Origin of the sequence: Bacillus sp. XT-2, from assembly GCF_025696525.1 — a bacterium.
In the GTDB taxonomy this organism is placed as follows: domain Bacteria; phylum Bacillota; class Bacilli; order Bacillales; family Bacillaceae; genus Bacillus; species Bacillus halotolerans.
The window spans coordinates 16,763-39,407 of record NZ_JAHVOC010000013.1; the positions used below are offsets into that span (position 1 = coordinate 16,763).

Here is a 22,645-nt window from a genome sequence, read left to right on the forward strand (position 1 = left end):
TTAGATCACCTCAGCTGTACCGCCAGCAGCTTCAACAGCTTCTTTCGCAGAAGCAGAGAATTTATTGGCTTTTACAGTTAATTTTTTCTCTAATTTACCGTTGCCAAGAATCTTTACTCCTGCATTAAGTTTGCTTATAACACCAGTCTCAAGAAGAAGTTCAGGAGTGACTTCCGTTCCTTCTGCAAAACCGTTCAATTTGTCTAGGTTGACTACAGCGTATTCCTTACGGTTAATGTTAGTAAAACCGCGTTTAGGAAGACGTTGGAATAAAGGCATTTGTCCCCCCTCGAACCCTGGGCGTACACCGCCGCCAGAACGAGCGTTTTGACCTTTGTGACCTTTACCAGCTGTTTTACCGTTGCCAGAACCAATACCACGACCTACGCGATTACGCGTTTTGCGTGAACCTTCTGAAGGTTTTAATTCATGAAGTTTCATTAGGACACCTCCTTATCCGATCAATTATTTTTATTGTTCTTTAACAGAAACTAAATGAGATACTTTATTAATCATACCACGAATCGCAGCGTTGTCTTCATGAACAACAGTTTGGTTTGTTTTCTTTAAACCAAGTGTTCTCACAGTAACGCGTTGATCTTCCGGGCGACCGATTACACTTCGTTTGAGGGTAATTTCTAATTTAGCCATTAATATTCCCTCCTTATCCTAACAGTTCTTCTACAGATTTTCCACGAAGCTTCGCAACCTCTTCAGCACGCTTAAGTTCACTTAAGCCTTGAAGTGTTGCACGAATCATGTTGATCGGTGTGTTAGAACCTAAAGACTTAGAAAGGATGTCAGCTACACCAGCAAGCTCAAGTACCGCACGTACAGGGCCTCCAGCGATAACTCCAGTACCTTCAGAAGCAGGTTTTAACAAGATGTTACCTGCACCGAAACGTCCGATGATTTCATGTGGAATTGTAGTTCCAACCATTGGTACTTCAATTAAATTCTTTTTCGCATCTTCAACAGCTTTGCGGATCGCTTCTGGTACTTCTTGTGCTTTACCAGTACCGAATCCTACGTGTCCGTTTTTGTCACCGACAACGACTAGAGCTGCAAAGCGGAAACGACGACCACCTTTAACAACTTTCGCTACGCGGTTAACCGTAACTAAGCGTTCTTCTAACTCTAATTTGCTTGGGTCAATACGACGCATAATCATGTGTCCCTCCTTCTTTTATTAAAATTTAAGTCCAGCTTCACGAGCGGCATCAGCCAAAGCTTTTACACGTCCATGGTATAAGTATCCGCCACGGTCAAATACTACGTCAGAAACGCCTTTTTCAGCAGCGCGTTTTGCAACTAATTCTCCAACTTTAGCAGCAGCTGAAGTATCTCCAGTGCTTTCAACGTTCAAGTCTTTATCGAGAGTAGATGCACTAGCAAGTGTTACACCATTTACATCATCGATGATTTGAGCGTAAATGTGCTTGTTTGAACGGAAAACGTTAAGACGCGGTCTTTCAGCAGTACCAGAAAGTTTAGCGCGAACACGAGCGTGTCTTTTAAGACGAGCAGCATTTTTGCTAGTTTTCGTAATCATCTAGGTCACTCCTTTCTTCACTTTAAGCGATCTTACTTAGCAGATTTACCTTCTTTACGGCGAACAACTTCACCTTCGTAGCGGATTCCTTTACCTTTGTAAGGCTCTGGAGAACGGACAGCGCGAATGTTAGCAGCAATAGCTCCTACACGTTCTTTGTCTGTACCTTTAACGACTACTTTAGTTTGAGAAGGAACTTCGATATCGATGCCTTCTTCAGGGACGATCTCAACAGGGTGAGAGTATCCAACGTTTAAAACAAGTTTATTTCCGGATTTAGACGCACGGTAACCGACACCGACTAATTCCAAACCTCTTTCAAATCCTTTAGATACGCCTTCCACCATGTTGCCAAGCAGACTGCGAGTCGTACCATGCAGGGCACGGTGCTCTTTTTGATCAGAAGGACGAGCGACTGTAAGCACATTGTCCTCTATTTTAATCTCCATATCAGGGTGAAACGTACGAGTTAATTCTCCTTTTGGTCCTTTCACAGCTACAGTATTGTTATCGTTTAACGTTACTGTAACATCAGAAGGAATCTCAAGTAGCTTCTTACCTACACGAGACATACCAAACACCTCCATTCATGTTAAACTTTTTACCAAACGTATGCTAATACTTCTCCACCAGCTTGTTTTGCACGGGCTTCTTTGTCCGTTAAAACGCCATGTGATGTAGAAAGAATTGCGATTCCTAGACCGTTAAGTACACGCGGTACTTCATTAGATTTAGCATAAACACGCAAACCAGGTTTGCTGATTCTTTTAAGACCAGTGATTACGCGCTCGTTATTTTGTCCGTATTTCAAGAAAACGCGGATGATACCTTGTTTACTGTCTTCTACGAACTCAACGTCACGAATGAAACCTTCACGCTTTAAAATTTCAGCAATTTCTCTTTTCAATTTAGAAGCAGGAATTTCAAGCTTCTCATGACGTACCATGTTTGCATTACGAATACGAGTCAGCATATCTGCAATTGGATCTGTCATAACCATTATATAATTACCTCCTTCCCTTTCTTGGGGATTACCAGCTGGCTTTTTTCACGCCAGGAATTTGTCCTTTATATGCAAGCTCACGGAAACAAATACGGCAAAGTTTAAATTTACGAATGACTGAATGCGGACGTCCGCAGCGTTCACAGCGAGTGTACTCTTGTACTTTAAACTTTGGTGTACGTTGTTGTTTCGCAATCATTGACTTCTTAGCCACGATTTCGCCTCCCTTTCATTGATTATTTCTGGAACGGCATACCTACTTGAGTTAATAGCTCACGAGCCTCTTCATCAGAATTAGCAGTCGTTACAATAACGATGTCCATTCCGCGAACCTTTGTTACTTTATCGTAGTCAATTTCAGGGAAGATTAACTGTTCTTTGATACCAAGTGTGTAGTTACCGCGACCGTCGAAAGATTTTTTAGAAACCCCGCGGAAGTCACGTACACGCGGTAAAGATACAGAAATAAGTTTATCAAGGAAATCATACATGCGCTCTCCGCGAAGAGTTACTTTCGCACCGATAGGCATTCCTTCACGAAGACGGAATCCAGCAATTGATTTCTTCGCACGAGTAACGACAGGTTTTTGACCTGCGATAAACGTTAATTCTTCAACAGCACTGTCGATTGCTTTTGCGTTTTGAACAGCGTCACCAACACCCATGTTGATTACGATTTTTTCAATTTTAGGCACTTGCATAACTGAGTCATAGTTGAACTTAGTCATTAAAGCAGGTGCAATTTCTTTATTGTACTTTTCTTTAAGGCGGTTCATGAGATAGACCTCCCTTCCTTTAATACTATTTATCTAGAACTTGCCCAGATTTTTTTGCTACACGAACTTTTTTGCCATCTTCCACTTTGTATCCTACGCGAGTCACTTCACCTGTTTTAGGATCGAGCGGCATAACGTTTGATACATGAATTGGCGCCTCTTGATTAGAAATACCGCCTTGAGGGTTAGCTTGAGTTGGTTTAGAGTGTTTCTTTACCATGTTAACACCTTCAACTAAAACGCGGTCCTTTTTAGGGAAAGCAGCAAGGATTGTTCCTTGTTTACCTTTATCTTTACCAGAGATAACCATAACTTTATCGCCTTTTTTTACATGCATCCTGATCGCACCTCCTTGAATAAGGCATTTATTTCATTAGATAACTTCTGGAGCTAGAGAAACAATTTTCATAAAGTTGTTTTCACGCAATTCACGAGCAACTGGTCCGAAGATACGAGTTCCACGCGGGCTCTTGTCGTCACGGATGATAACACATGCATTCTCATCGAAGCTGATGTATGAACCGTCACTTCTGCGCGCTCCGCTTTTAGTGCGAACGATAACAGCTTTTACGACTTCACCTTTTTTGACAACGCCTCCTGGTGTTGCTTGTTTAACCGTGCAAACAATTACATCACCAATGTTAGCTGTTTTACGACCAGAACCACCAAGAACTTTAATAGTAAGTACTTCACGTGCGCCAGAGTTGTCAGCTACTTTTAAACGAGTCTCTTGTTGAATCATTATTTGTTACCTCCCTTCGGAAAAAAGAATTCCGAACTTTATTAGATAATAACAGCTTCTTCGACAACTTCAACTAGACGGAAACGCTTAGTTGCAGACAATGGACGAGTTTCCATGATCTTTACGATGTCACCGATTTTCGCTTGATTATTTTCATCATGTGCTTTGAATTTCTTTGAGTATTTTACGCGTTTACCGTAAAGTGAATGTTTCTTGTATGTTTCAACAACAACAGTGATGGTTTTATCCATTTTGTCAGAAACAACACGGCCTTGGTAAACTTTGCGTTGGTTACGTTCGCTCATGCTCACGACCTCCCCTCAGTGATTATTTATTAGCAGCAATTTCTCTTTCACGAATCACAGTTTTCATGCGCGCGATAGCTTTGCGCACTTCACGAATGCGAGCAGTATTTTCAAGTTGTCCTGTCGCTAATTGAAAGCGAAGATTGAAAAGTTCTTCTTTAAGAGACTTTACTTTTTGTTCAATTTCAGCAGTGGTAAGGTCACGAATTTCATTAGCTTTCATTTGATTCACCACCAATTTCTTCACGTTTTACGAACTTCGTTTTAATTGGCAATTTGTGAGATGCAAGACGAAGTGCTTCACGAGCAACCTCTTCAGACACACCAGAAATTTCAAATAAAACTTTGCCCGGTTTTACAACAGCTACCCAACCTTCTGGAGCCCCTTTACCGGATCCCATACGTACCTCAAGTGGTTTAGCAGTGTAAGGTTTAGAAGGGAAAATTTTGATCCAAACTTTACCGCCACGTTTCATGTAACGAGTCATCGCAATACGGGCAGCTTCGATTTGACGGTTAGTGATCCAAGAAGCTTCTAGAGCTTGGATACCGAACTCACCGAAATGTACTTCAGTACCGCCTTTCGCACGGCCACGCATTTTTCCGCGATGCTCTCTGCGATATTTAACGCGTTTAGGTAATAACATATTATTTTCCTCCTTCCTCAGTTTTCTTCTTAGTAGGAAGAACCTCTCCACGATAGATCCAGACTTTTACACCAAGCTTACCGTAAGTAGTGTCAGCTTCAGATGTTGCATAGTCAATGTCCGCACGTAATGTGTGCAATGGAACAGTTCCTTCACTGTAGTATTCAGAACGAGCGATATCTGCACCGCCAAGACGACCAGAAACCATTGTTTTCACACCTTGTGCTCCAGCACGCATTGTGCGTTGGATTTGTTGTTTCTGCGCACGGCGGAAAGATACACGGTTTTCTAATTGACGAGCGATGTTGTCAGCAACTAGCTGTGCATCAAGATCTGCTCTTTTGATTTCAAGAATGTTAATGTGTACACGCTTGCCAGTAAGGCTGTTAAGGGCTTTACGAAGTGCTTCAACTTCAGAACCGCCTTTACCGATAACCATACCAGGCTTAGCTGTGTGGATCGTAATGTTAACACGATTTGCTGCGCGTTCGATTTCAACTTTAGAAACAGAAGCGTCAGAAAGTCGTTTGCTAATGTATTCACGAATTCTTAAATCTTCGTGCAGGAAGTCAGCGTAATCTTTACCAGCGTACCACTTAGATTCCCAATCACGAATGACTCCGATACGAAGACCGACTGGATTTACCTTTTGACCCACTACTTATCCCTCCTTCTTTTCTGATACAACGATTGTAATGTGGCTCGTACGTTTGTTGATTTGGCTCGCACGTCCCATAGCACGTGGGCGGAATCTTTTTAACGTAGGGCCTTCGTCAACGAATGCTTGAGAAATAACCAGGTTGTTAGCGTCCATTTCATAGTTATGCTCAGCATTTGCAATAGCGGATTTTAATACTTTCTCGATAATTGGAGAAGCAGCTCTCGGTGTTAGGTTCAAGATTGACACTGCTTCACCTACTTGCTTGCCTCGAATCAGGTCCATTACTAGACGTGCTTTACGAGGAGCAATACGGACTGTTCTTGCAACAGCTTTAGCTTGCATTTAAAAGCCTCCTCTCTTAGCGTCTTGTTTTTTTGTCATCACTAGCATGACCTTTGTACGTACGAGTTGGAGCGAATTCACCCAACTTATGCCCTACCATATCTTCAGAGATGAATACAGGCACGTGTTTACGTCCGTCATAGACTGCGATTGTGTGACCAATAAACTGTGGGAAAATAGTAGAACGACGAGACCAAGTTTTTACGACTTGTTTCTTGTCTGTTTCATTTAATTTCTCGATTTTTGTCATCAAGTGTCCATCGACAAATGGTCCTTTTTTCAAGCTGCGAGCCATTTTGGAACCTCCCTTCGTGATTGCACTACGGTCCGAAGTGAACCGTAGACAACCCCGTTATTTATTTTTGCGACGACGTACGATAAATTTATCAGATTTGTTCTTTTTCTTACGTGTCTTGAATCCAAGAGTTGGTTTGCCCCATGGAGACATTGGTGATTTACGTCCGATTGGCGCACGTCCTTCACCACCACCGTGTGGGTGATCGTTAGGGTTCATTACAGAACCACGAACTGTTGGACGGATGCCTTTCCAGCGAGAACGTCCAGCTTTACCAATGTTGATAAGTTCGTGCTGTTCGTTACCTACTTGACCGATAGAAGCACGGCAAGCAGAAAGAATCATGCGAACTTCTCCAGAGTTAAGACGTACAAGAACGTATTTACCTTCTTTACCAAGAACCTGAGCAGATGTACCAGCTGAACGTACAAGCTGTCCGCCTTTGCCAGGTTTTAATTCAATGTTATGCACAACTGTACCAACAGGGATGTTGATAAGTGGAAGTGCATTACCTACTTTGATGTCAGCTTCTGGACCTGACATGATTTCAGTACCCACTTGAATTCCTTTTGGAGCAAGAATGTAACGTTTTTCTCCGTCTGCATAGTTGATTAGAGCGATGTTAGCTGAACGGTTTGGATCGTATTCAACTGTAGCAACGCGTCCAGGTATACCATCTTTATCGCGTTTGAAGTCGATAACACGGTATTGGCGTTTATGTCCGCCACCTTGGTGACGTACAGTCAATTTACCTTGGTTGTTACGTCCGCCTTTTTTGTGAAGGGGAGCAAGCAAGGATTTTTCCGGCTTGTCAGTCGTGATTTCAGCAAAATCTGAAGTTGTCATGCCACGACGTCCATTAGAGGTCGGTTTATACTTTTTAATCGCCATTTTGAATTTCCCTCCTTCTTTTTACAGATAATTAAGCTTCAAAAATTTCGATTTCTTTGCTGTCTGCAGTAAGTTTTACGATCGCTTTTCTGCGACGGCTAGTCATACCAGTGTAGCGTCCAACACGTTTTGATTTACCTTTGTAGTTCATAATGTTGACTTTGTCAACTTTCACTCCAAAGATGCTTTCAACCGCGTCTTTCACTTCTGTTTTGTTAGCTCTTACATCAACTTCAAAAGTATATTTCTTTTCAGCCATTAAATCAGCAGAACGTTCAGTAATGACGGGGCGCTTTAGAACATCACGAGGATCTTTCATTATGCAAGCACCTCCTCTACTTTTTCAACCGCTGCTTTTGTAATCAGAAGCTTCTCGTGGTTGACAACGTCTAAAACGTTGATTCCGTTAGCTTCAACTACAGTAACTCCAGGAATGTTGCGAGCAGATAAAGCTACTGCTTCGTTAGCATCTGCAGTTACGATTAAAGCTTTTTTCTCAACAGATAATCCTTTAAGGATAGCTGCCATTTCTTTTGTTTTAGCCGTATCAAGAGTAAGATCTTCAAGTACGATGATGTTGTTGTCGTTTACTTTAGAAGACAATACTGATTTGATTGCCAAGCGGCGAACTTTTTTAGGTAATTTATAAGAATAGCTGCGTGGTGTTGGGCCGAATACGACACCACCTCCGCGCCATTGCGGTGAACGGATAGAACCTTGACGGGCACGTCCAGTACCTTTTTGACGCCATGGTTTACGACCTCCGCCGCGTACTTCAGAACGATTTTTTACTTTGTGAGATCCTTGACGTAAGGAAGCTCTTTGCATAAGAATAGCGTCGAATACAACACTTTCATTTGGCTCAATTCCAAATACAGAAGCGTTTAATTCGATGTCACCAGCAGTAGAACCGTTTTGGTTGTATAATGCTACTTTTGGCATGATCAATTTCCTCCTTTCCTAAGAGAGTTATTTAGATTTAACAGCACTTTTAACAGTGATTAAAGATTTTCTCGCACCAGGTACGTTACCTTTGATCAAAAGAAGATTGCGTTCCGCATCAACTTTTACGACTTCAAGGTTTTGAACAGTGATCTGCTCTCCGCCCATACGTCCAGGTAATAATTTACCTTTGAATACACGGTTAGGATCTACAGGTCCCATTGAACCAGGACGACGGTGGTAGCGTGAACCGTGAGACATAGGTCCGCGAGATTGTCCGTGGCGCTTGATCGCACCTTGGAAACCTTTACCTTTAGATACTCCTGTTACATCTACAATTTCTCCAGCAGAGAAAATTTCAACCTTGACTTCCTGACCAACTTCATACGCATCCATTTCCACTCCGCGTAATTCTTTTACGAAGCGCTTAGGAGCAGTTTCCGCTTTAGCAACGTGTCCTTGTTCAGGTTTGTTAGAAAGCTTTTCGCGCTTGTCGTCAAAACCAAGCTGGATTGCTTCGTAGCCGTCGTTTTCAGCTGTTTTCTTTTGGAGAACAACGTTCGGAGCAGCTTCAATAACAGTTACCGGAATAAGATCACCGTTTTCTGCGAATACTTGCGTCATACCAATTTTTCTTCCTAAGATTCCTTTGGTCATTCGTCACACCTCCTATTAAGATCATTCTATATTTTAGAATTAAAGTTTAATTTCGATATCGACACCAGATGGTAAGTCTAATCGCATGAGCGCATCAACAGTTTGTGGTGTTGGGTTCACAATGTCGATTAAACGTTTATGTGTACGCATTTCAAATTGCTCACGAGAATCTTTGTATTTGTGCACCGCACGAAGGATTGTGTAAACTGATTTTTCAGTTGGCAACGGAATCGGACCAGATACGCTGGCACCAGAACGTTTTGCCGTTTCAACAATCTTCTCTGCAGATTGATCAAGGATTCTATGATCATATGCTTTCAAACGAATACGAATTTTTTGTTTTGCCATTATTTTCCCTCCTTTTCGCCTACTTCACGTTAGACAGTTCTCCGTGAGAAAAACCTGAACACCTTGCCATGGCAAAGCGGCCGGGTGTGTCAGCAACCTCTCACTTCATCGCAGTCAAAGACCAACATACACCATTATACAGAAAATAGACGTATGTTGCAAGACTTATTTAGAATATGCATGATTTGCACACTTTTAGTATTATACAGGTGTTTTTCTTATTTATCAAGAAGCGAGTGAATAAGGGAATTTTCTTCTATCATAAGTGGTACACTGCGTGTTTACTCAGAGTATTGGCAAATAATGAAGGCTCCTCGATATGCGGCGTGTGGGCGGAGTTTTTAAAATAATGCCAGCGCTTTTCAGGAGCATCCACAAACAGATAATACTGTTTCGATGTTTCAGCAGGAACGATCAAATCATGTCTCCCCGAAATAAAAAAGCTCGGTACTTTAATAGAAGAAACTGATTTAAATGCATCAAAACGAAATAAGTCATCAGTTAAATACTTTGCGCTGAAAAGCTGTCCTCTGATGAAACGAGAGATGTTTTTTATTCCATACTCATTTCCAGCAAGCAACTGACACAATACTGTAAGAATGTGCCGGCGATGATGAGTGAATCCTCCCCTGCTCAGTTCAATACAGACTCGAAAGATGAAGTGCTGAATTTTCTTGTTCCAAGGTGGAGGGCCGAGTAAGCCTAAGGCTACTGAAAGAAAGCGATTTGTCTTGCGCAGAGAATCATAGGCCGTTTTTTCTTCCAGCTGAGTATTAGTCACCTGACTGATTCCATAATAAGCGTGAAAAAGATCCGGCCTCTCTTGCAGAACATGAAGAGCCAGCAGCGAACCCCAAGAATGTCCTGCAAGGTACACTTTTGGTTTTGAAAAATAATTTAAGAGCCATTCAGTAACTTGAATAGTGTCTTTAATGATTTGACTGATTGTCATTGAACTCTGCGGAATCTGTTTAGTATAGGAAAGACCTGAACCCCTTTGATCCCAATTTACAACTGTAAAGTGCTGTTCCAGTTCCTTTTGATAGCTCCTGATAAATCCGATTTGGGATGCTCCGGGTCCACCATGTAAAAAAAGCAGCAATGGGTTCGCTATATCATTTCCATTGATCATGAGCATTTGCTTCGTATTTTCGATCCTCAGTTTTTTCATGAAAGAAATTGATGTGTTTTCACTCATAACCCATAGCTCCTCAAATAAGATAAACCTTATTATACAAGCAAACAAAAAAGTACACAAAAAAACGAGACCCAAAGGATCTCGTTTTCAATATACTATTACTCAGTGATTGTAGAAACAACGCCTGAACCAACAGTACGTCCGCCTTCACGAATAGAGAAACGAGTTCCTTCTTCGATAGCGATTGTAGAGATAAGCTCAACGTTCATTTCAGTGTTGTCTCCAGGCATAACCATTTCTACGCCTTCTGGAAGATGGATGATACCAGTTACGTCAGTTGTACGGAAGTAGAACTGAGGACGGTAGTTAGAGAAGAATGGAGTATGACGTCCACCCTCTTCTTTAGAAAGAACGTAAACTTCAGCTTTGAATTTGCTGTGTGGAGTGATTGTACCTGGTTTAGCAAGTACTTGACCACGTTGGATATCTTCACGAGCTACACCGCGAAGAAGGGCTCCAATGTTGTCTCCAGCTTCAGCGTAATCAAGAAGCTTACGGAACATTTCAACACCAGTAACAGTTGTTTTGCTGTTTTCTTCTTGAAGACCGATGATTTCAACTTCGTCACCGACTTTAACTTGTCCACGCTCAACACGTCCAGTAGCAACTGTACCACGACCAGTGATTGAGAATACGTCCTCAACTGGCATCATGAATGGTTTTTCAGTGTCACGTTCTGGAGTTGGGATGTACTCATCAACTGCATCCATAAGTTCGAAGATTTTAGCTTCGTACTCAGCATCTCCTTCAAGAGCTTTAAGAGCAGAACCTTTGATAACTGGTACATCATCACCAGGGAAGTCGTATTCGCTAAGAAGATCGCGAACTTCCATTTCAACTAGTTCAAGAAGCTCTTCGTCGTCTACCATGTCGCATTTGTTTAAGAATACAACGATATATGGTACACCAACGTTTTTAGAAAGAAGGATGTGCTCACGAGTTTGTGGCATTGGGCCATCAGCAGCAGATACTACTAGGATAGCTCCGTCCATTTGCGCAGCACCAGTGATCATGTTTTTAACATAGTCAGCGTGTCCTGGGCAGTCAACGTGTGCATAGTGACGAGTTTCAGTTTCATACTCAACGTGTGCAGTAGAGATTGTGATACCGCGCTCACGTTCTTCTGGTGCACCATCAATTTGATCGTACGCCATAGCTGTACCTTTACCAGATTTCTTATGAAGTACTGTTGTGATAGCAGCAGTTAAAGTTGTTTTACCATGGTCAACGTGTCCAATTGTACCGATATTGGCATGTGATTTGGAACGGTCGAATTTTTCTTTAGCCATTCTAAAATCCTCCTTAAGAGCTTTTAATTAGTAATGTATAGAGTGATAGGAAGTGAAAGAAAGCTTTCACTTCCTCATCTTACAATAGTAGTTATACTTGAGTTAAGAGGCAAAATCAATTATTCGCCTTTATTTTTTTTGATAATTTCTTCAGCAATGCTCTTCGGCACTTCTTCGTAGTGATCCATGTGCATAGTGAACGTACCACGACCTTGCGTGTTAGAACGAAGGGCAGTAGCGTAACCGAACATTTCAGCAAGAGGAACCATCGCACGAACAACTTGCGCGTTACCGCGAGCTTCCATACCTTCTACGCGTCCGCGACGAGAAGTAACATCCCCCATGATATCTCCCATGTATTCTTCAGGAATAACCACTTCTACTTTCATGATTGGTTCAAGAAGAACTGGGTTACATTTGCTGACTGCATTTTTCAATGCCATAGAAGCTGCAACTTTAAATGCCATTTCGTTTGAGTCAACATCATGGTAAGATCCATCAAAAAGTTTTGCTTTAATGTCGATAAGCGGGAATCCAGCTAATACACCATTTTCAAGTGAATCTTCTAGACCTGCTTGAACAGCTGGGATGTATTCACGAGGAACAACCCCACCGACAATCGCATTTTCGAATTCAAAGCCAGCGCCTTCTTCGTTTGGTTCGAATTCAATCCAAACGTGACCGAACTGACCGCGTCCACCAGACTGACGTACGAATTTACCTTCAACTTTTGCACCGGAACGGAATGTTTCACGGTACGCAACTTGAGGAGCACCAACGTTAGCTTCTACTTTGAATTCACGCTTCATACGATCAACAATGATATCAAGGTGAAGCTCACCCATACCAGAGATGATTGTCTGACCAGTTTCCGGGTTTGTTTGAGTACGGAATGTTGGATCCTCTTCAGCAAGTTTTGCTAAAGCGATACCCATTTTATCTTGGTCAGCTTTTGATTTAGGCTCAATTGCAACGTCGATAACTGGTTCTGGGAATTCCATTGATTCAAGGATAACTAGATCCTTTTCATCACATAGAGTATCTCCAGTAGAAGTATCTTTTAGACCTACAGCAGCTGCGATATCTCCTGCATATACAGTAGAGATTTCTTCACGGCTGTTGGCGTGCATTTGAAGGATACGTCCAACACGCTCACGTTTGCCTTTAGTTGAGTTTTTCACGTATGAACCAGAATCAAGTGTTCCAGAGTACACACGGAAGAACGTCAGCTTACCAACGTAAGGGTCAGTCATAACTTTAAATGCTAATGCAGAGAATGGCTCGTCATCAGAAGAATGACGCTCAATCTCTTCATTTGTATCAGGACGTATACCTTTGATTGCAGCAACGTCTGTTGGTGCAGGAAGGTAGTCAAGAACAGCATCAAGCACTAATTGAACACCTTTGTTTTTGAAGGCAGAACCAACAAGAACTGGGTAGAATTCAACATTTAAAGTACCTTTACGGATACCTGCTTTTAACTCGTCAATAGTGATCTCTTCACCCTCAAGGTATTTGTCCATAAGCTCTTCATCAAGCTCACATACAGCTTCAATGAGGCTGTTGCGAAGCTCTTCAGCTTGCTCTTTGTACTCTTCAGGGATTTCCTTCGCATCAGAACGAGTTCCGAGATCATCTTCGTAGAAATACGCAACGTTTTCTACTAGGTCAATGATACCTTCGAAGTTGTCTTCAGCGCCGATCGGCAATTGAATTGCATGAGCGTTAGCTTGAAGACGATCTCTTAAAGTTCCTACAGAGTAAAGGAAGTCTGCACCGATTTTGTCCATTTTGTTGACGAAAACGATACGCGGTACTCCGTAAGTTGTTGCTTGACGCCAAACAGTTTCTGTTTGAGGCTCAACGCCAGACTGTGCGTCAAGTACAGCAACAGCACCATCAAGTACACGAAGAGAACGTTCAACTTCAACTGTGAAGTCTACGTGTCCTGGAGTATCGATGATGTTTACGCGGTATCCTTTCCACTGTGCAGTTGTCGCAGCGGAAGTGATTGTGATACCACGTTCTTGTTCCTGCTCCATCCAGTCCATTTGTGAAGCTCCTTCATGAGTTTCACCAATTTTGTGGATACGACCAGTATAGAACAAGATACGTTCTGTAGTAGTCGTTTTACCGGCATCAATGTGAGCCATGATCCCGATATTACGAGTTTTGTCTAAGGAGAACTCTCTTGCCATTGGGTAATTTCTCCTTCCTTATTGGAAAATTGTGTTTTTTAGTATATAAATCCTACCAACGATAGTGAGCAAATGCTTTGTTTGCTTCAGCCATCTTATGAGTATCTTCACGTTTCTTAACAGCAGCTCCAGTGTTGTTAGCTGCGTCAAGGATTTCGTTAGCTAAACGCTCTTCCATCGTTTTTTCTCCGCGAAGACGAGCATAGTTAACTAACCAGCGAAGTCCAAGAGTAGTACGACGTTCAGGACGAACTTCTACAGGAACTTGGTAGTTCGCACCACCTACACGGCGTGCTTTTACTTCAAGTACAGGCATGATGTTTTTCAATGCTTGTTCGAAAACCTCCATTGCATCATTGCCAGTACGTTCTTTAATGATATCGAATGACTTGTATAGGATTGTTTGAGACTTACCTTTTTTACCGTCGATCATCATTTTGTTGATTAGACGAGATACAAGCTTAGAGTTGTAAATCGGATCAGGTAAAACGTCTCTTTTTGCTACAGGACCTTTACGTGGCATCTGAATATCCTCCCTTCATCAATTATACGTTTATACGTTTATTATTTTGCTTTAGGACGTTTAGTACCGTATTTAGAACGGCCTTGCGCACGGTTTTCAACTCCAGCAGTGTCAAGCGCACCACGAACGATGTGGTAACGTACCCCTGGTAAGTCTTTTACACGTCCGCCGCGGATAAGTACAACACTGTGCTCTTGCAGGTTGTGACCGATACCAGGAATGTAAGCAGTAACCTCAATTCCGTTAGTCAAACGAACACGAGCATATTTACGAAGTGCTGAGTTCGGTTTTTTCGGTGTCATTGTACCAACACGAGTACATACCCCGCGTTTTTGTGGAGAAGATACATTAGTGTGCTCTTTTTTAAAGCTGTTGTATCCTTTGTTAAGTGCAGGAGACTTTGAGTTTTCTACTTTACTCACGCGTCCTTTGCGAATTAGCTGATTAATTGTAGGCATGTTTTGTTCCTCCCTTCATTACGTTTTATAACCCACATACCCAGGTGGTTCATCAATAGGCAAAAAACAATGTCTTTACACGAGAATAAATCTCACGCAAAAACAAAAAGTACGTTATAACATAATGGCAACAGCTGCTGCTCCTACTTCAATTCCGCAGGCTTTGCCGAGCTTTTTCATGGATTCAACCATTGAGACAGCAATCCCATTATCTTTCGCAAGTGTTATCACACTTGACGTAAGAATAGGATCCGCGTCTTTTGCAACGACTACTTCCTTTACTGAACCTCGTTTTAGAGCTTTCACTGTTTGCTTCGTACCAATAATAATTGATTTGGCCTGTGATACTTTATCATAAGACATAAACATATCCTCCAAAGTAACAGGTTTATTTCGAGCACCTTGGTTATATTATCATTCTAGGAGACGAATGTCAACAAGGTATGACATTTTTTAGTTTCTATCTTCTCATAGAGTGATTTTTTTATTTAAATATGACTGCTGAAAGACTGTTTTGCAGTCTCTCAGCAGCATGATATCAGTTATTCAACCGGAACCATGTCCTCAGTCGGCTGAACATTTGAAACAGGTTTTACTTTTCGGTATTTCATCATTCCAGTACCAGCCGGAACAAGCTTACCGATGATAACATTCTCTTTCAGGCCGAGAAGTTCGTCACGCTTACCTTTGATCGCTGCGTCTGTAAGGACACGTGTTGTTTCCTGGAAGGAAGCAGCAGATAAGAATGAATCAGTTTCAAGAGAAGCTTTGGTAATACCGAGTAAGACAGGACGGCCTGTAGCAGGACGTTTGCCTTCCAGCAATACCTTTTTGTTCGCTTCAGTAAATTGGTGAATATCAAGTAATGAGCCAGGAAGCACATCAGTCTCACCGGCATCAATCACACGTACTTTGCGAAGCATTTGGCGAACCATTACTTCTACGTGTTTATCGCCGATTTCAACACCCTGCATACGGTAAACCTTTTGAACCTCATGAAGAAGATACTCTTGAACAGTAGTCAGGTCAGTCACTTTAAGAAGTTCCTTCGGATCGATTGAACCTTCTGTCAGCACTTGGCCTCGAGTAATTTTATCTCCTTCCGCTACTTTTAAGCGGGAGTTATATGGTGCCGTATAAGAGCGTGTTTCAACTGCGCCTTGAACCACAATTTCCTGCTGTTTGTCGCGAACTTCATTGATTTCAACGACTGTACCGTCGATTTCGGTAATTGTTGCCTGACCTTTTGGATTACGCGCTTCGAAAAGCTCTTGGATACGCGGAAGACCCTGTGTGATATCGTCTCCTGCAACCCCGCCTGTATGGAATGTACGCATTGTTAACTGTGTACCAGGCTCACCGATTGATTGGGCAGCGATGATTCCAACTGCTTCTCCGACTTCTACATCGGTACCAGTCGCAAGGTTTCGGCCATAGCATCGTTTACATACACCATGAGGCGTATTACATGTGAAGGCAGAACGGATCCACACTTCTTCAATGCCGGCTTCAACGATTTCAATCGCTTTATCTTCATCGATCAGTTCGTTTTCGTTTACAAGCACTTCACCTGTTTCAGGGTGTTTCACTTGTTTTCTTGCAAAACGGCCGATTAAGCGTTCTTCTAAGCGCTCAATGATTTCAGTGCCTTCTCTAAGCGGTTGAGCAAGGATGCCACGGTCAGTTCCGCAATCAGTTTCACGGATGATAACATCCTGTGCAACGTCAACAAGTCGGCGTGTAAGGTAACCTGAGTCAGCAGTTTTAAGGGCGGTATCGGCAAGACCTTTACGCGCACCGTGAGTGGAGATAAAGTACTCCAATACTGTCAGACCTTCACGGAAACTAGATTTGATCGGTAACTCAATGATACGTCCAGCCGGGTTGGCCATCAGACCGCGCATTCCGGCAAGCTGAGTAAAGTTAGACGCGTTACCACGGGCACCAGAGTCACTCATCATGTAGATCGGGTTGAGCTCATCAAGTGATTTCATCAGTTTGCCTTGGATAACGTCTTTTGCAGAACTCCAGATAGAGATAACTCTCTCATAGCGTTCTTCTTCAGTGATCAGACCGCGGCGGAACTGCTTCATAACGTTATCAACTTTGCCCTGTGCTTCTTCAAGAATTTCTTGTTTATCATCGAGAACGACGATATCAGAAACCCCAACTGTAATACCAGCTTTTGTTGAATATCTGAAACCTAGGTTTTTCATGCGGTCAAGCATTTTAGACGTTTCCGTAATGTGGAATCGTTTAAAGATTTCCGCGATGATTTTACCCAGAATACCTTTTTTAAACGGTGCATTGATTGGCTGCTGTGCGATGGCAGCTTTTACATCGGCACCTTTTTCTAAGAAGAAACGGTCAGGTGTTTTCTCTTCAATGTTGCTCTTCGTTGGTTCATTCATGTATGGGAATGATTCTGGAAGAATTTCATTGAAGACCAGTTTACCGACAGTTGTAATTAACAATTTTGAGCGCTGCTCTTCGGTAAATGTCACGTTCTTAAGGGAGTTCGCTGCAACAGCCACTCTCGTATGAAGGTGAACATATCCGTTTTGATAAGCAAGAAGCGCTTCATCCGTATTCTTGAAGACCATACCTTCGCCGACAGCACCAGCACGCTCCAGAGTCAGGTAATAGTTACCCAGTACCATATCCTGAGACGGTGTTACAACCGGTTTACCATCTTTAGGGTTCAAGATGTTTTGAGCGGCAAGCATCAAGATGCGTGCTTCAGCTTGAGCTTCTGCAGATAATGGTACGTGAACCGCCATTTGGTCACCGTCAAAGTCAGCGTTATAAGCTGTACATACGAGCGGGTGAAGACGGATTGCGCGTCCTTCAACAAGTGTCGGTTCAAACGCTTGGATACCTAATCTGTGAAGCGTAGGGGCACGGTTCAGAAGGACCGGGTGCTCCTTGATAACTGATTCTAGTACATCCCATACTTCAGGCTGTACGCGCTCAATTTTACGTTTCGCACTCTTAATGTTGTGAGCAAGACCCTTTTCAACAAGCTCTTTCATAACGAAAGGTTTGAAAAGTTCGAGCGCCATTTCCTTCGGTAATCCGCATTGGTACATTTTCAGATGAGGACCAACGACGATTACAGAACGTCCGGAGTAATCGACACGTTTACCAAGAAGGTTTTGACGGAAACGGCCTTGCTTCCCTTTCAGCATGTGAGAAAGAGATTTTAATGGTCTGTTACCAGGACCTGTTACAGGGCGTCCGCGACGGCCGTTGTCAATTAAAGCATCGACAGCCTCTTGAAGCATACGCTTTTCGTTTTGAACGATAATGCTAGGCGCACCAAGGTCTAAAAGGCGTTTCAAACGATTGTTACGGTTGATGACACGACGATAAAGGTCGTTCAAATCAGAAGTCGCAAAACGTCCGCCATCAAGCTGAACCATCGGTCTGAGCTCAGGAGGAATAACAGGAAGCACATCAAGGATCATCCAAGAAGGCTTGTTTCCTGAGTTACGGAAGGCTTCCAAAACTTCAAGGCGTTTGATCGCGCGAGTACGACGCTGTCCTTGAGATGTTTTCAGCTCTTCTTTTAACATATCAACTTCTTTTACAAGATCGATATCTTGAAGAAGTTTATGAATCGCTTCCGCACCCATAGATGCTTGGAACTTATTACCGTACTTATCAAGATACGCACGGTATTCCTTTTCTGATAGAAGCTGTTTCTTTTCAAGCGGTGTGTTTGCCGGATCAGTTACAACGTAAGAAGCAAAGTAAATAACTTCTTCCAGTGCACGAGGCGACATATCTAACACTAGACCCATACGACTTGGGATACCTTTGAAATACCAAATGTGGGAAACTGGGGCAGCCAGTTCAATGTGCCCCATTCTCTCACGACGGACTTTAGCCCGTGTTACTTCAACTCCGCAGCGGTCACAAACTACGCCTTTATAACGAACTCGCTTGTACTTCCCGCAATGACATTCCCAGTCCTTAGTCGGTCCGAAAATGCGTTCGCAGAATAGACCGTCCTTTTCAGGTTTTAACGTACGATAGTTTATCGTTTCAGGCTTTTTCACTTCACCAAAAGACCATGAACGGATTTTATCCGGTGAAGCAAGACCGATGTTCATATACTCAAAATTGTTCACATCTAGCAAGGGGCCTACCTCCCTTTTTATCTTCGGATTAACCGATGTCACTTGCCTTTATAACTAGAGATTATTCTTTTGTTACTACATCGCGTTCAACGTCTGCAGATGCTGTTTCTTCCGGCTCTTCATCACCTGATAACGCCAGGCCGTCAGCTTGTTTTGCATCTTCTTCGTCTTCTAAATCTCTCATTTCTATTTCTTCTTCATCGCTAGAAAGGATTTTCACATCCATACCTAAACTTTGAAGTTCTTTAATTAATACTTTGAATGATTCCGGAACACCAGGTTCAGGAACGTTGTCGCCTTTAACGATGGCTTCGTATGTTTTCACACGTCCAACCACGTCATCAGACTTAACAGTCAGAATCTCTTGAAGAGTGTAAGCTGCACCGTAAGCTTCAAGTGCCCAAACCTCCATCTCACCAAAACGCTGTCCGCCAAATTGAGCTTTACCGCCAAGAGGCTGCTGCGTAACAAGTGAGTAAGGACCTGTAGAGCGTGCATGAAGTTTATCGTCAACCATGTGAGCCAGTTTAATCATGTACATGATACCGACAGATACACGGTTATCAAACGGCTCTCCGGTACGTCCGTCGTAAAGAACGGTTTTAGCGTCACGAGACATTCCGGCTTCTTCAAGTGTTTCCCAAACATCCTCTTCACGCGCTCCGTCAAATACCGGTGACGCAATGTGGATGCCGAGGTAACGAGCGGCCATACCCATGTGAAGCTCTAATACCTGCCCGATGTTCATACGTGATGGTACGCCCAGCGGGTTAAGCATGATATCAATTGGTGTGCCGTCAGGAAGATAAGGCATATCCTCTTCAGGAAGAATCTTAGAAATAACACCTTTGTTACCGTGACGACCGGCCATTTTATCCCCTTCAGAAATTTTACGTTTCTGAACGATATATACGCGTACTAACTGGTTTACACCTGGAGGAAGTTCGTCTCCGTCCTCACGGTTGAAGACTTTAACATCGTGAATAATTCCTCCGCCGCCGTGAGGCACACGAAGAGAAGTATCACGAACCTCGCGGGCTTTTTCACCAAAGATGGCATGAAGAAGGCGTTCTTCTGCAGTAAGTTCTGTTACACCCTTAGGCGTTACTTTACCAACAAGAAGATCTCCGTCTTTTACTTCTGCCCCGATACGGATAATTCCGCGGTCATCAAGATTGCGAAGCGCATCTTCACCGACGTTCGGAATATCACGGGTGATTTCTTCAGGCCCGAGTTTAGTATCACGTGCTTCTGATTCATATTCTTCAATGTGAATAGATGTATAAACATCATCTTTCACAAGACGTTCACTCATGATGATGGCATCCTCATAGTTGTAGCCATCCCATGTCATGAAGCCGACCATTACGTTACGGCCAAGTGCAAGTTCACCAAGCTCCATAGAAGGACCGTCAGCAAGGATTTCTCCTTTTACCACTTCATCGCCGACACTTACGATCGGACGCTGGTTGTAGCAAGTACCTTGGTTAGAGCGGACAAATTTCAGCAAGCTGTATTTATCCAGGTTTCCTTTTACTTTTTGACCGTCTACTTCTTCATAGCGGCGAACCCAAACGTTTTTCGCTTCTACACGTTCAACGATACCAGGGTGTTTACAAATCACAGCGGCACCAGAGTCTTTACCTGATACGTATTCCATACCAGTTCCTACAAATGGCGCTTCCGGCTGCATCAAAGGCACAGCCTGACGCTGCATGTTCGCTCCCATTAGGGCACGGTTCGAGTCATCGTTTTCTAAGAACGGGATACATGCTGTCGCAGCAGATACTACCTGCTTAGGCGATACATCCATGTAATCAACACGGTTTCTAGGAACAACGGTGTTCTCTCCGCGGAAACGGGCTACAATGCTGTCATCCACAAACGCACCTTCGTCATCGAGTCGTGCATTTGCCTGAGCGACAACGTAGTTATCCTCTTCATCAGCAGTTAAGTAATCGATTCTTGGCGTCACTTTTCCTGTTTCAGGATCAACGCGGCGATATGGCGTTTCAATAAAGCCAAAACGGTTTACTTTTGCATATGATGATAGTGAGTTGATCAAACCGATGTTCGGTCCCTCTGGCGTTTCAATCGGACACATACGGCCATAGTGGGAGTAGTGAACGTCACGCACTTCCATTCCGGCACGCTCACGTGTCAATCCGCCCGGTCCAAGAGCCGACAGACGGCGCTTATGTGTTAATTCAGCAAGCGGGTTCGTCTGGTCCATGAATTGAGAAAGCTGAGAGCTTCCAAAGAACTCTTTAATGGACGCAATAACAGGACGAATATTGATCAGCTGCTGAGGTGTAATTGTATTCGTATCTTGAATTGACATTCTCTCACGAACCACACGCTCCATACGGCTTAAACCGATACGGAATTGGTTCTGGAGAAGTTCACCTACAGAACGTAAACGGCGGTTTCCAAGATGGTCAATATCATCTGTGTCGCCTACTCCGTGCAGCAAGTTGAAGAAGTAGCTGATAGAAGAAATAATATCAGCAGGTGTAATGTTTTTAATCTCTTCTTCAACGTAAGCATTGCCGATGACATTAATAACCTGTTCTCCTTCTTGATCAGTAGGAGCAAAGATCTTAATGGATTGAAGCGTTACTTCGTCCTCAACAACACCGCCGTTCGGATACAGCTTTCTGAAACCGATTCCGTTTTCTAAGTATGGCAGTACTTTATCAAGAGTTCTTCTATCAAGAATCTGACCTTTTTCAGCCAGGATTTCTCCTGTTTCAGGATCAACAAGCGTTTCAGCAAGTCTCTGATTAAAGAGGCGATTTTTAATATGAAGCTTTTTATTAATTTTATAGCGTCCTACATTGGCAAGATCGTATCGTTTCGGATCAAAGAAACGAGAATCAAGCAAGCTTTTCGCATTTTCCACTGTAGGCGGCTCTCCAGGACGGAGGCGCTCGTAGATTTCGAGCAGCGCTTTATCGCTGTTTTCTGTGTTATCTTTATCAAGCGTATTTCGCAGGTATTCGTTTTCTCCTACAAGATCAAGAATCTCTTGATCGGAGCCGAAGCCGAGAGCACGCAAAAGAACCGTAACCGGCAACTTACGTGTGCGATCAATGCGTACATAAACAACATCTTTCGCATCAGTTTCGTATTCTAACCATGCGCCACGGTTTGGAATGACAGTTGCGGTAAAACCTTTTTTACCGTTTTTGTCTACTTTACCACTGAAATATACACTTGGAGACCGAACAAGCTGGGAAACGATAACGCGTTCCGCACCGTTTATGATAAAAGTACCTGTATCTGTCATAATAGGGAAATCACCCATGAAGACATCTTGGTCTTTTACCTCTCCAGTTTCTTTGTTAATTAAACGAACCTTCACTCTTAGCGGAGCTGAGTAAGTCACATCACGTTCTTTTGATTCCTCTACAGGATATTTAGGCTCCCCTAAACTGTAATCAATGAACTCAAGAGAGAGGTTACCAGTGAAATCCTCAATTGGCGATATGTCTTGAAACATCTCTCTAAGACCCTCATCAAGAAACCACTGATAAGAAGAGGTTTGAATTTCAATGAGATTTGGTAATTCTAACACTTCGCTAATGCGAGCATAGCTTCTGCGCTGGCGGTGTCGTCCATACTGAACTAGTTGACCTGTCAACTGATTCACCCCTCAAATCATGCGTATTATATG

General features: G+C 43.0%; 29 protein-coding genes. All 29 read right to left on the minus strand.

Features of this window, described 5'->3' with window-relative positions; translation table 11 throughout:
• Positions 1–441, minus strand: a complete 441-nt coding sequence (rplO, locus tag KXD37_RS22875; RefSeq protein ID WP_003225819.1) for a 50S ribosomal protein L15 — start codon at positions 439–441, stop codon at positions 1–3.
• A gap of 30 nt (positions 442–471) precedes the next feature.
• The gene (rpmD, locus tag KXD37_RS22880) at positions 472–651 is read right to left on the minus strand and encodes a 50S ribosomal protein L30 (RefSeq protein WP_003156497.1); all 180 of its coding nucleotides are present in this window, start codon (positions 649–651) and stop codon (positions 472–474) included.
• Positions 652–664: 13 nt separating this feature from the next.
• Complete coding sequence (rpsE, locus tag KXD37_RS22885) at positions 665–1,165, minus strand: 30S ribosomal protein S5 (RefSeq protein WP_003156493.1); 501 nt, start codon at positions 1,163–1,165, stop codon at positions 665–667.
• 24 nt (positions 1,166–1,189) lie between these two features.
• The gene (gene rplR, locus KXD37_RS22890; RefSeq protein ID WP_044153410.1) at positions 1,190–1,552 is read right to left on the minus strand and encodes a 50S ribosomal protein L18; all 363 of its coding nucleotides are present in this window, start codon (positions 1,550–1,552) and stop codon (positions 1,190–1,192) included.
• Between the two features lie 32 nt (positions 1,553–1,584).
• Complete coding sequence (rplF, locus tag KXD37_RS22895; protein ID WP_010332777.1) at positions 1,585–2,124, minus strand: 50S ribosomal protein L6; 540 nt, start codon at positions 2,122–2,124, stop codon at positions 1,585–1,587.
• A 29-nt stretch (positions 2,125–2,153) separates the two neighbouring features.
• Entirely contained in the window at positions 2,154–2,552 is a 399-nt protein-coding gene (gene rpsH / locus KXD37_RS22900) for a 30S ribosomal protein S8 (RefSeq protein WP_010332776.1), read from the minus strand.
• A gap of 31 nt (positions 2,553–2,583) precedes the next feature.
• The gene (gene rpsN / locus KXD37_RS22905; RefSeq protein WP_003156488.1) at positions 2,584–2,769 is read right to left on the minus strand and encodes a 30S ribosomal protein S14; all 186 of its coding nucleotides are present in this window, start codon (positions 2,767–2,769) and stop codon (positions 2,584–2,586) included.
• 22 nt (positions 2,770–2,791) lie between these two features.
• Positions 2,792–3,331: a 50S ribosomal protein L5 gene (rplE, locus tag KXD37_RS22910; protein WP_044153413.1), complete on the minus strand. Its 540-nt coding sequence runs from the start codon at positions 3,329–3,331 to the stop codon at positions 2,792–2,794.
• Between the two features lie 25 nt (positions 3,332–3,356).
• Positions 3,357–3,668 (minus strand): 50S ribosomal protein L24, encoded by a 312-nt coding sequence (gene rplX / locus KXD37_RS22915; protein WP_003156486.1) that lies wholly within the window; start codon positions 3,666–3,668, stop codon positions 3,357–3,359.
• A 36-nt stretch (positions 3,669–3,704) separates the two neighbouring features.
• Complete coding sequence (gene rplN / locus KXD37_RS22920; RefSeq protein ID WP_003225805.1) at positions 3,705–4,073, minus strand: 50S ribosomal protein L14; 369 nt, start codon at positions 4,071–4,073, stop codon at positions 3,705–3,707.
• A gap of 41 nt (positions 4,074–4,114) precedes the next feature.
• Positions 4,115–4,378 carry a 30S ribosomal protein S17 gene (gene rpsQ / locus KXD37_RS22925; protein WP_003178345.1) on the minus strand — a complete coding sequence of 88 codons (264 nt, stop codon included), beginning with the start codon at positions 4,376–4,378 and terminating at the stop codon, positions 4,115–4,117.
• Positions 4,379–4,400: 22 nt separating this feature from the next.
• Complete coding sequence (rpmC, locus tag KXD37_RS22930; protein WP_003156482.1) at positions 4,401–4,601, minus strand: 50S ribosomal protein L29; 201 nt, start codon at positions 4,599–4,601, stop codon at positions 4,401–4,403.
• The gene (rplP, locus tag KXD37_RS22935; RefSeq protein WP_003225801.1) at positions 4,591–5,025 is read right to left on the minus strand and encodes a 50S ribosomal protein L16; all 435 of its coding nucleotides are present in this window, start codon (positions 5,023–5,025) and stop codon (positions 4,591–4,593) included. The genes rpmC and rplP overlap by 11 nt, the downstream gene beginning before the upstream one ends.
• A gap of 1 nt (position 5,026) precedes the next feature.
• Entirely contained in the window at positions 5,027–5,683 is a 657-nt protein-coding gene (gene rpsC, locus KXD37_RS22940) for a 30S ribosomal protein S3 (protein ID WP_010332773.1), read from the minus strand.
• A gap of 3 nt (positions 5,684–5,686) precedes the next feature.
• On the minus strand, positions 5,687–6,028 hold the full coding sequence (rplV, locus tag KXD37_RS22945) for a 50S ribosomal protein L22 (RefSeq protein WP_003156475.1): 342 nt from the start codon (positions 6,026–6,028) through the stop codon (positions 5,687–5,689).
• Positions 6,029–6,044: 16 nt separating this feature from the next.
• Positions 6,045–6,323: a 30S ribosomal protein S19 gene (gene rpsS / locus KXD37_RS22950; protein ID WP_003156472.1), complete on the minus strand. Its 279-nt coding sequence runs from the start codon at positions 6,321–6,323 to the stop codon at positions 6,045–6,047.
• 57 nt (positions 6,324–6,380) lie between these two features.
• Positions 6,381–7,214 (minus strand): 50S ribosomal protein L2, encoded by an 834-nt coding sequence (rplB, locus tag KXD37_RS22955; protein WP_003225795.1) that lies wholly within the window; start codon positions 7,212–7,214, stop codon positions 6,381–6,383.
• 31 nt (positions 7,215–7,245) lie between these two features.
• Positions 7,246–7,533, minus strand: a complete 288-nt coding sequence (gene rplW, locus KXD37_RS22960) for a 50S ribosomal protein L23 (RefSeq protein WP_003225793.1) — start codon at positions 7,531–7,533, stop codon at positions 7,246–7,248.
• Entirely contained in the window at positions 7,533–8,156 is a 624-nt protein-coding gene (rplD, locus tag KXD37_RS22965; protein WP_003242004.1) for a 50S ribosomal protein L4, read from the minus strand. Before rplD ends, rplW begins: the two co-directional genes overlap by 1 nt.
• Before the next feature lie 27 nt (positions 8,157–8,183).
• Positions 8,184–8,813, minus strand: coding sequence for a 50S ribosomal protein L3 (rplC, locus tag KXD37_RS22970; RefSeq protein ID WP_059291697.1), 630 nt, complete (start codon positions 8,811–8,813; stop codon positions 8,184–8,186).
• A 39-nt stretch (positions 8,814–8,852) separates the two neighbouring features.
• Positions 8,853–9,161, minus strand: coding sequence for a 30S ribosomal protein S10 (rpsJ, locus tag KXD37_RS22975; protein ID WP_003156464.1), 309 nt, complete (start codon positions 9,159–9,161; stop codon positions 8,853–8,855).
• A 259-nt stretch (positions 9,162–9,420) separates the two neighbouring features.
• On the minus strand, positions 9,421–10,359 hold the full coding sequence (locus tag KXD37_RS22980) for an alpha/beta fold hydrolase (protein WP_185848350.1): 939 nt from the start codon (positions 10,357–10,359) through the stop codon (positions 9,421–9,423).
• A gap of 98 nt (positions 10,360–10,457) precedes the next feature.
• Positions 10,458–11,648 (minus strand): elongation factor Tu, encoded by a 1,191-nt coding sequence (gene tuf, locus KXD37_RS22985; protein WP_010332768.1) that lies wholly within the window; start codon positions 11,646–11,648, stop codon positions 10,458–10,460.
• Positions 11,649–11,767: 119 nt separating this feature from the next.
• On the minus strand, positions 11,768–13,846 hold the full coding sequence (gene fusA, locus KXD37_RS22990) for an elongation factor G (protein ID WP_095714790.1): 2,079 nt from the start codon (positions 13,844–13,846) through the stop codon (positions 11,768–11,770).
• A gap of 52 nt (positions 13,847–13,898) precedes the next feature.
• Complete coding sequence (rpsG, locus tag KXD37_RS22995) at positions 13,899–14,369, minus strand: 30S ribosomal protein S7 (protein ID WP_003225784.1); 471 nt, start codon at positions 14,367–14,369, stop codon at positions 13,899–13,901.
• 41 nt (positions 14,370–14,410) lie between these two features.
• On the minus strand, positions 14,411–14,827 hold the full coding sequence (gene rpsL, locus KXD37_RS23000; protein WP_003156445.1) for a 30S ribosomal protein S12: 417 nt from the start codon (positions 14,825–14,827) through the stop codon (positions 14,411–14,413).
• Between the two features lie 114 nt (positions 14,828–14,941).
• On the minus strand, positions 14,942–15,190 hold the full coding sequence (locus tag KXD37_RS23005) for a 50S ribosomal protein L7ae-like protein (RefSeq protein WP_059291694.1): 249 nt from the start codon (positions 15,188–15,190) through the stop codon (positions 14,942–14,944).
• 179 nt (positions 15,191–15,369) lie between these two features.
• The gene (gene rpoC / locus KXD37_RS23010; RefSeq protein ID WP_044153421.1) at positions 15,370–18,969 is read right to left on the minus strand and encodes a DNA-directed RNA polymerase subunit beta'; all 3,600 of its coding nucleotides are present in this window, start codon (positions 18,967–18,969) and stop codon (positions 15,370–15,372) included.
• A gap of 61 nt (positions 18,970–19,030) precedes the next feature.
• Positions 19,031–22,612, minus strand: a complete 3,582-nt coding sequence (gene rpoB / locus KXD37_RS23015; protein WP_044153423.1) for a DNA-directed RNA polymerase subunit beta — start codon at positions 22,610–22,612, stop codon at positions 19,031–19,033.
• Between the last annotated feature and the right edge of the window lie 33 nt (positions 22,613–22,645).

Bases quoted from the DNA above. Each gene is read 5' to 3' on its own strand.
- rpsS (WP_003156472.1), bottom strand. From the start codon at position 6,323: ATGGCTCGCAGCTTGAAAAAAGGACCATTTGTCGATGGACACTTGATG.
- rpsG (WP_003225784.1), bottom strand. From the start codon at position 14,369: ATGCCACGTAAAGGTCCTGTAGCAAAAAGAGACGTTTTACCTGATCCG.
- rpsL (WP_003156445.1), bottom strand. From the start codon at position 14,827: ATGCCTACAATTAATCAGCTAATTCGCAAAGGACGCGTGAGTAAAGTA.
- rplW (WP_003225793.1), bottom strand. From the start codon at position 7,533: ATGAAAGATCCTCGTGATGTTCTAAAGCGCCCCGTCATTACTGAACGT.
- rpsQ (WP_003178345.1), bottom strand. From the start codon at position 4,378: ATGAGCGAACGTAACCAACGCAAAGTTTACCAAGGCCGTGTTGTTTCT.
- rplC (WP_059291697.1), bottom strand. From the start codon at position 8,813: ATGACCAAAGGAATCTTAGGAAGAAAAATTGGTATGACGCAAGTATTC.
- KXD37_RS22980 (WP_185848350.1), bottom strand. From the start codon at position 10,359: ATGAGTGAAAACACATCAATTTCTTTCATGAAAAAACTGAGGATCGAA.
- rpmD (WP_003156497.1), bottom strand. From the start codon at position 651: ATGGCTAAATTAGAAATTACCCTCAAACGAAGTGTAATCGGTCGCCCG.
- KXD37_RS23005 (WP_059291694.1), bottom strand. From the start codon at position 15,190: ATGTCTTATGATAAAGTATCACAGGCCAAATCAATTATTATTGGTACG.
- rplF (WP_010332777.1), bottom strand. From the start codon at position 2,124: ATGTCTCGTGTAGGTAAGAAGCTACTTGAGATTCCTTCTGATGTTACA.
- rplV (WP_003156475.1), bottom strand. From the start codon at position 6,028: ATGCAAGCTAAAGCTGTTGCAAGAACAGTCCGTATTGCTCCTCGTAAA.
- fusA (WP_095714790.1), bottom strand. From the start codon at position 13,846: ATGGCAAGAGAGTTCTCCTTAGACAAAACTCGTAATATCGGGATCATG.
- rplR (WP_044153410.1), bottom strand. From the start codon at position 1,552: ATGATTACGAAAACTAGCAAAAATGCTGCTCGTCTTAAAAGACACGCT.
- rpsH (WP_010332776.1), bottom strand. From the start codon at position 2,552: ATGGTTATGACAGATCCAATTGCAGATATGCTGACTCGTATTCGTAAT.
- rplP (WP_003225801.1), bottom strand. From the start codon at position 5,025: ATGTTATTACCTAAACGCGTTAAATATCGCAGAGAGCATCGCGGAAAA.
- rplO (WP_003225819.1), bottom strand. From the start codon at position 441: ATGAAACTTCATGAATTAAAACCTTCAGAAGGTTCACGCAAAACGCGT.
- rplN (WP_003225805.1), bottom strand. From the start codon at position 4,073: ATGATTCAACAAGAGACTCGTTTAAAAGTAGCTGACAACTCTGGCGCA.
- rplD (WP_003242004.1), bottom strand. From the start codon at position 8,156: ATGCCAAAAGTAGCATTATACAACCAAAACGGTTCTACTGCTGGTGAC.
- rplE (WP_044153413.1), bottom strand. From the start codon at position 3,331: ATGAACCGCCTTAAAGAAAAGTACAATAAAGAAATTGCACCTGCTTTA.
- rpsJ (WP_003156464.1), bottom strand. From the start codon at position 9,161: ATGGCAAAACAAAAAATTCGTATTCGTTTGAAAGCATATGATCATAGA.
- rplX (WP_003156486.1), bottom strand. From the start codon at position 3,668: ATGCATGTAAAAAAAGGCGATAAAGTTATGGTTATCTCTGGTAAAGAT.
- tuf (WP_010332768.1), bottom strand. From the start codon at position 11,648: ATGGCTAAAGAAAAATTCGACCGTTCCAAATCACATGCCAATATCGGT.
- rpmC (WP_003156482.1), bottom strand. From the start codon at position 4,601: ATGAAAGCTAATGAAATTCGTGACCTTACCACTGCTGAAATTGAACAA.
- rpsE (WP_003156493.1), bottom strand. From the start codon at position 1,165: ATGCGTCGTATTGACCCAAGCAAATTAGAGTTAGAAGAACGCTTAGTT.
- rplB (WP_003225795.1), bottom strand. From the start codon at position 7,214: ATGGCGATTAAAAAGTATAAACCGACCTCTAATGGACGTCGTGGCATG.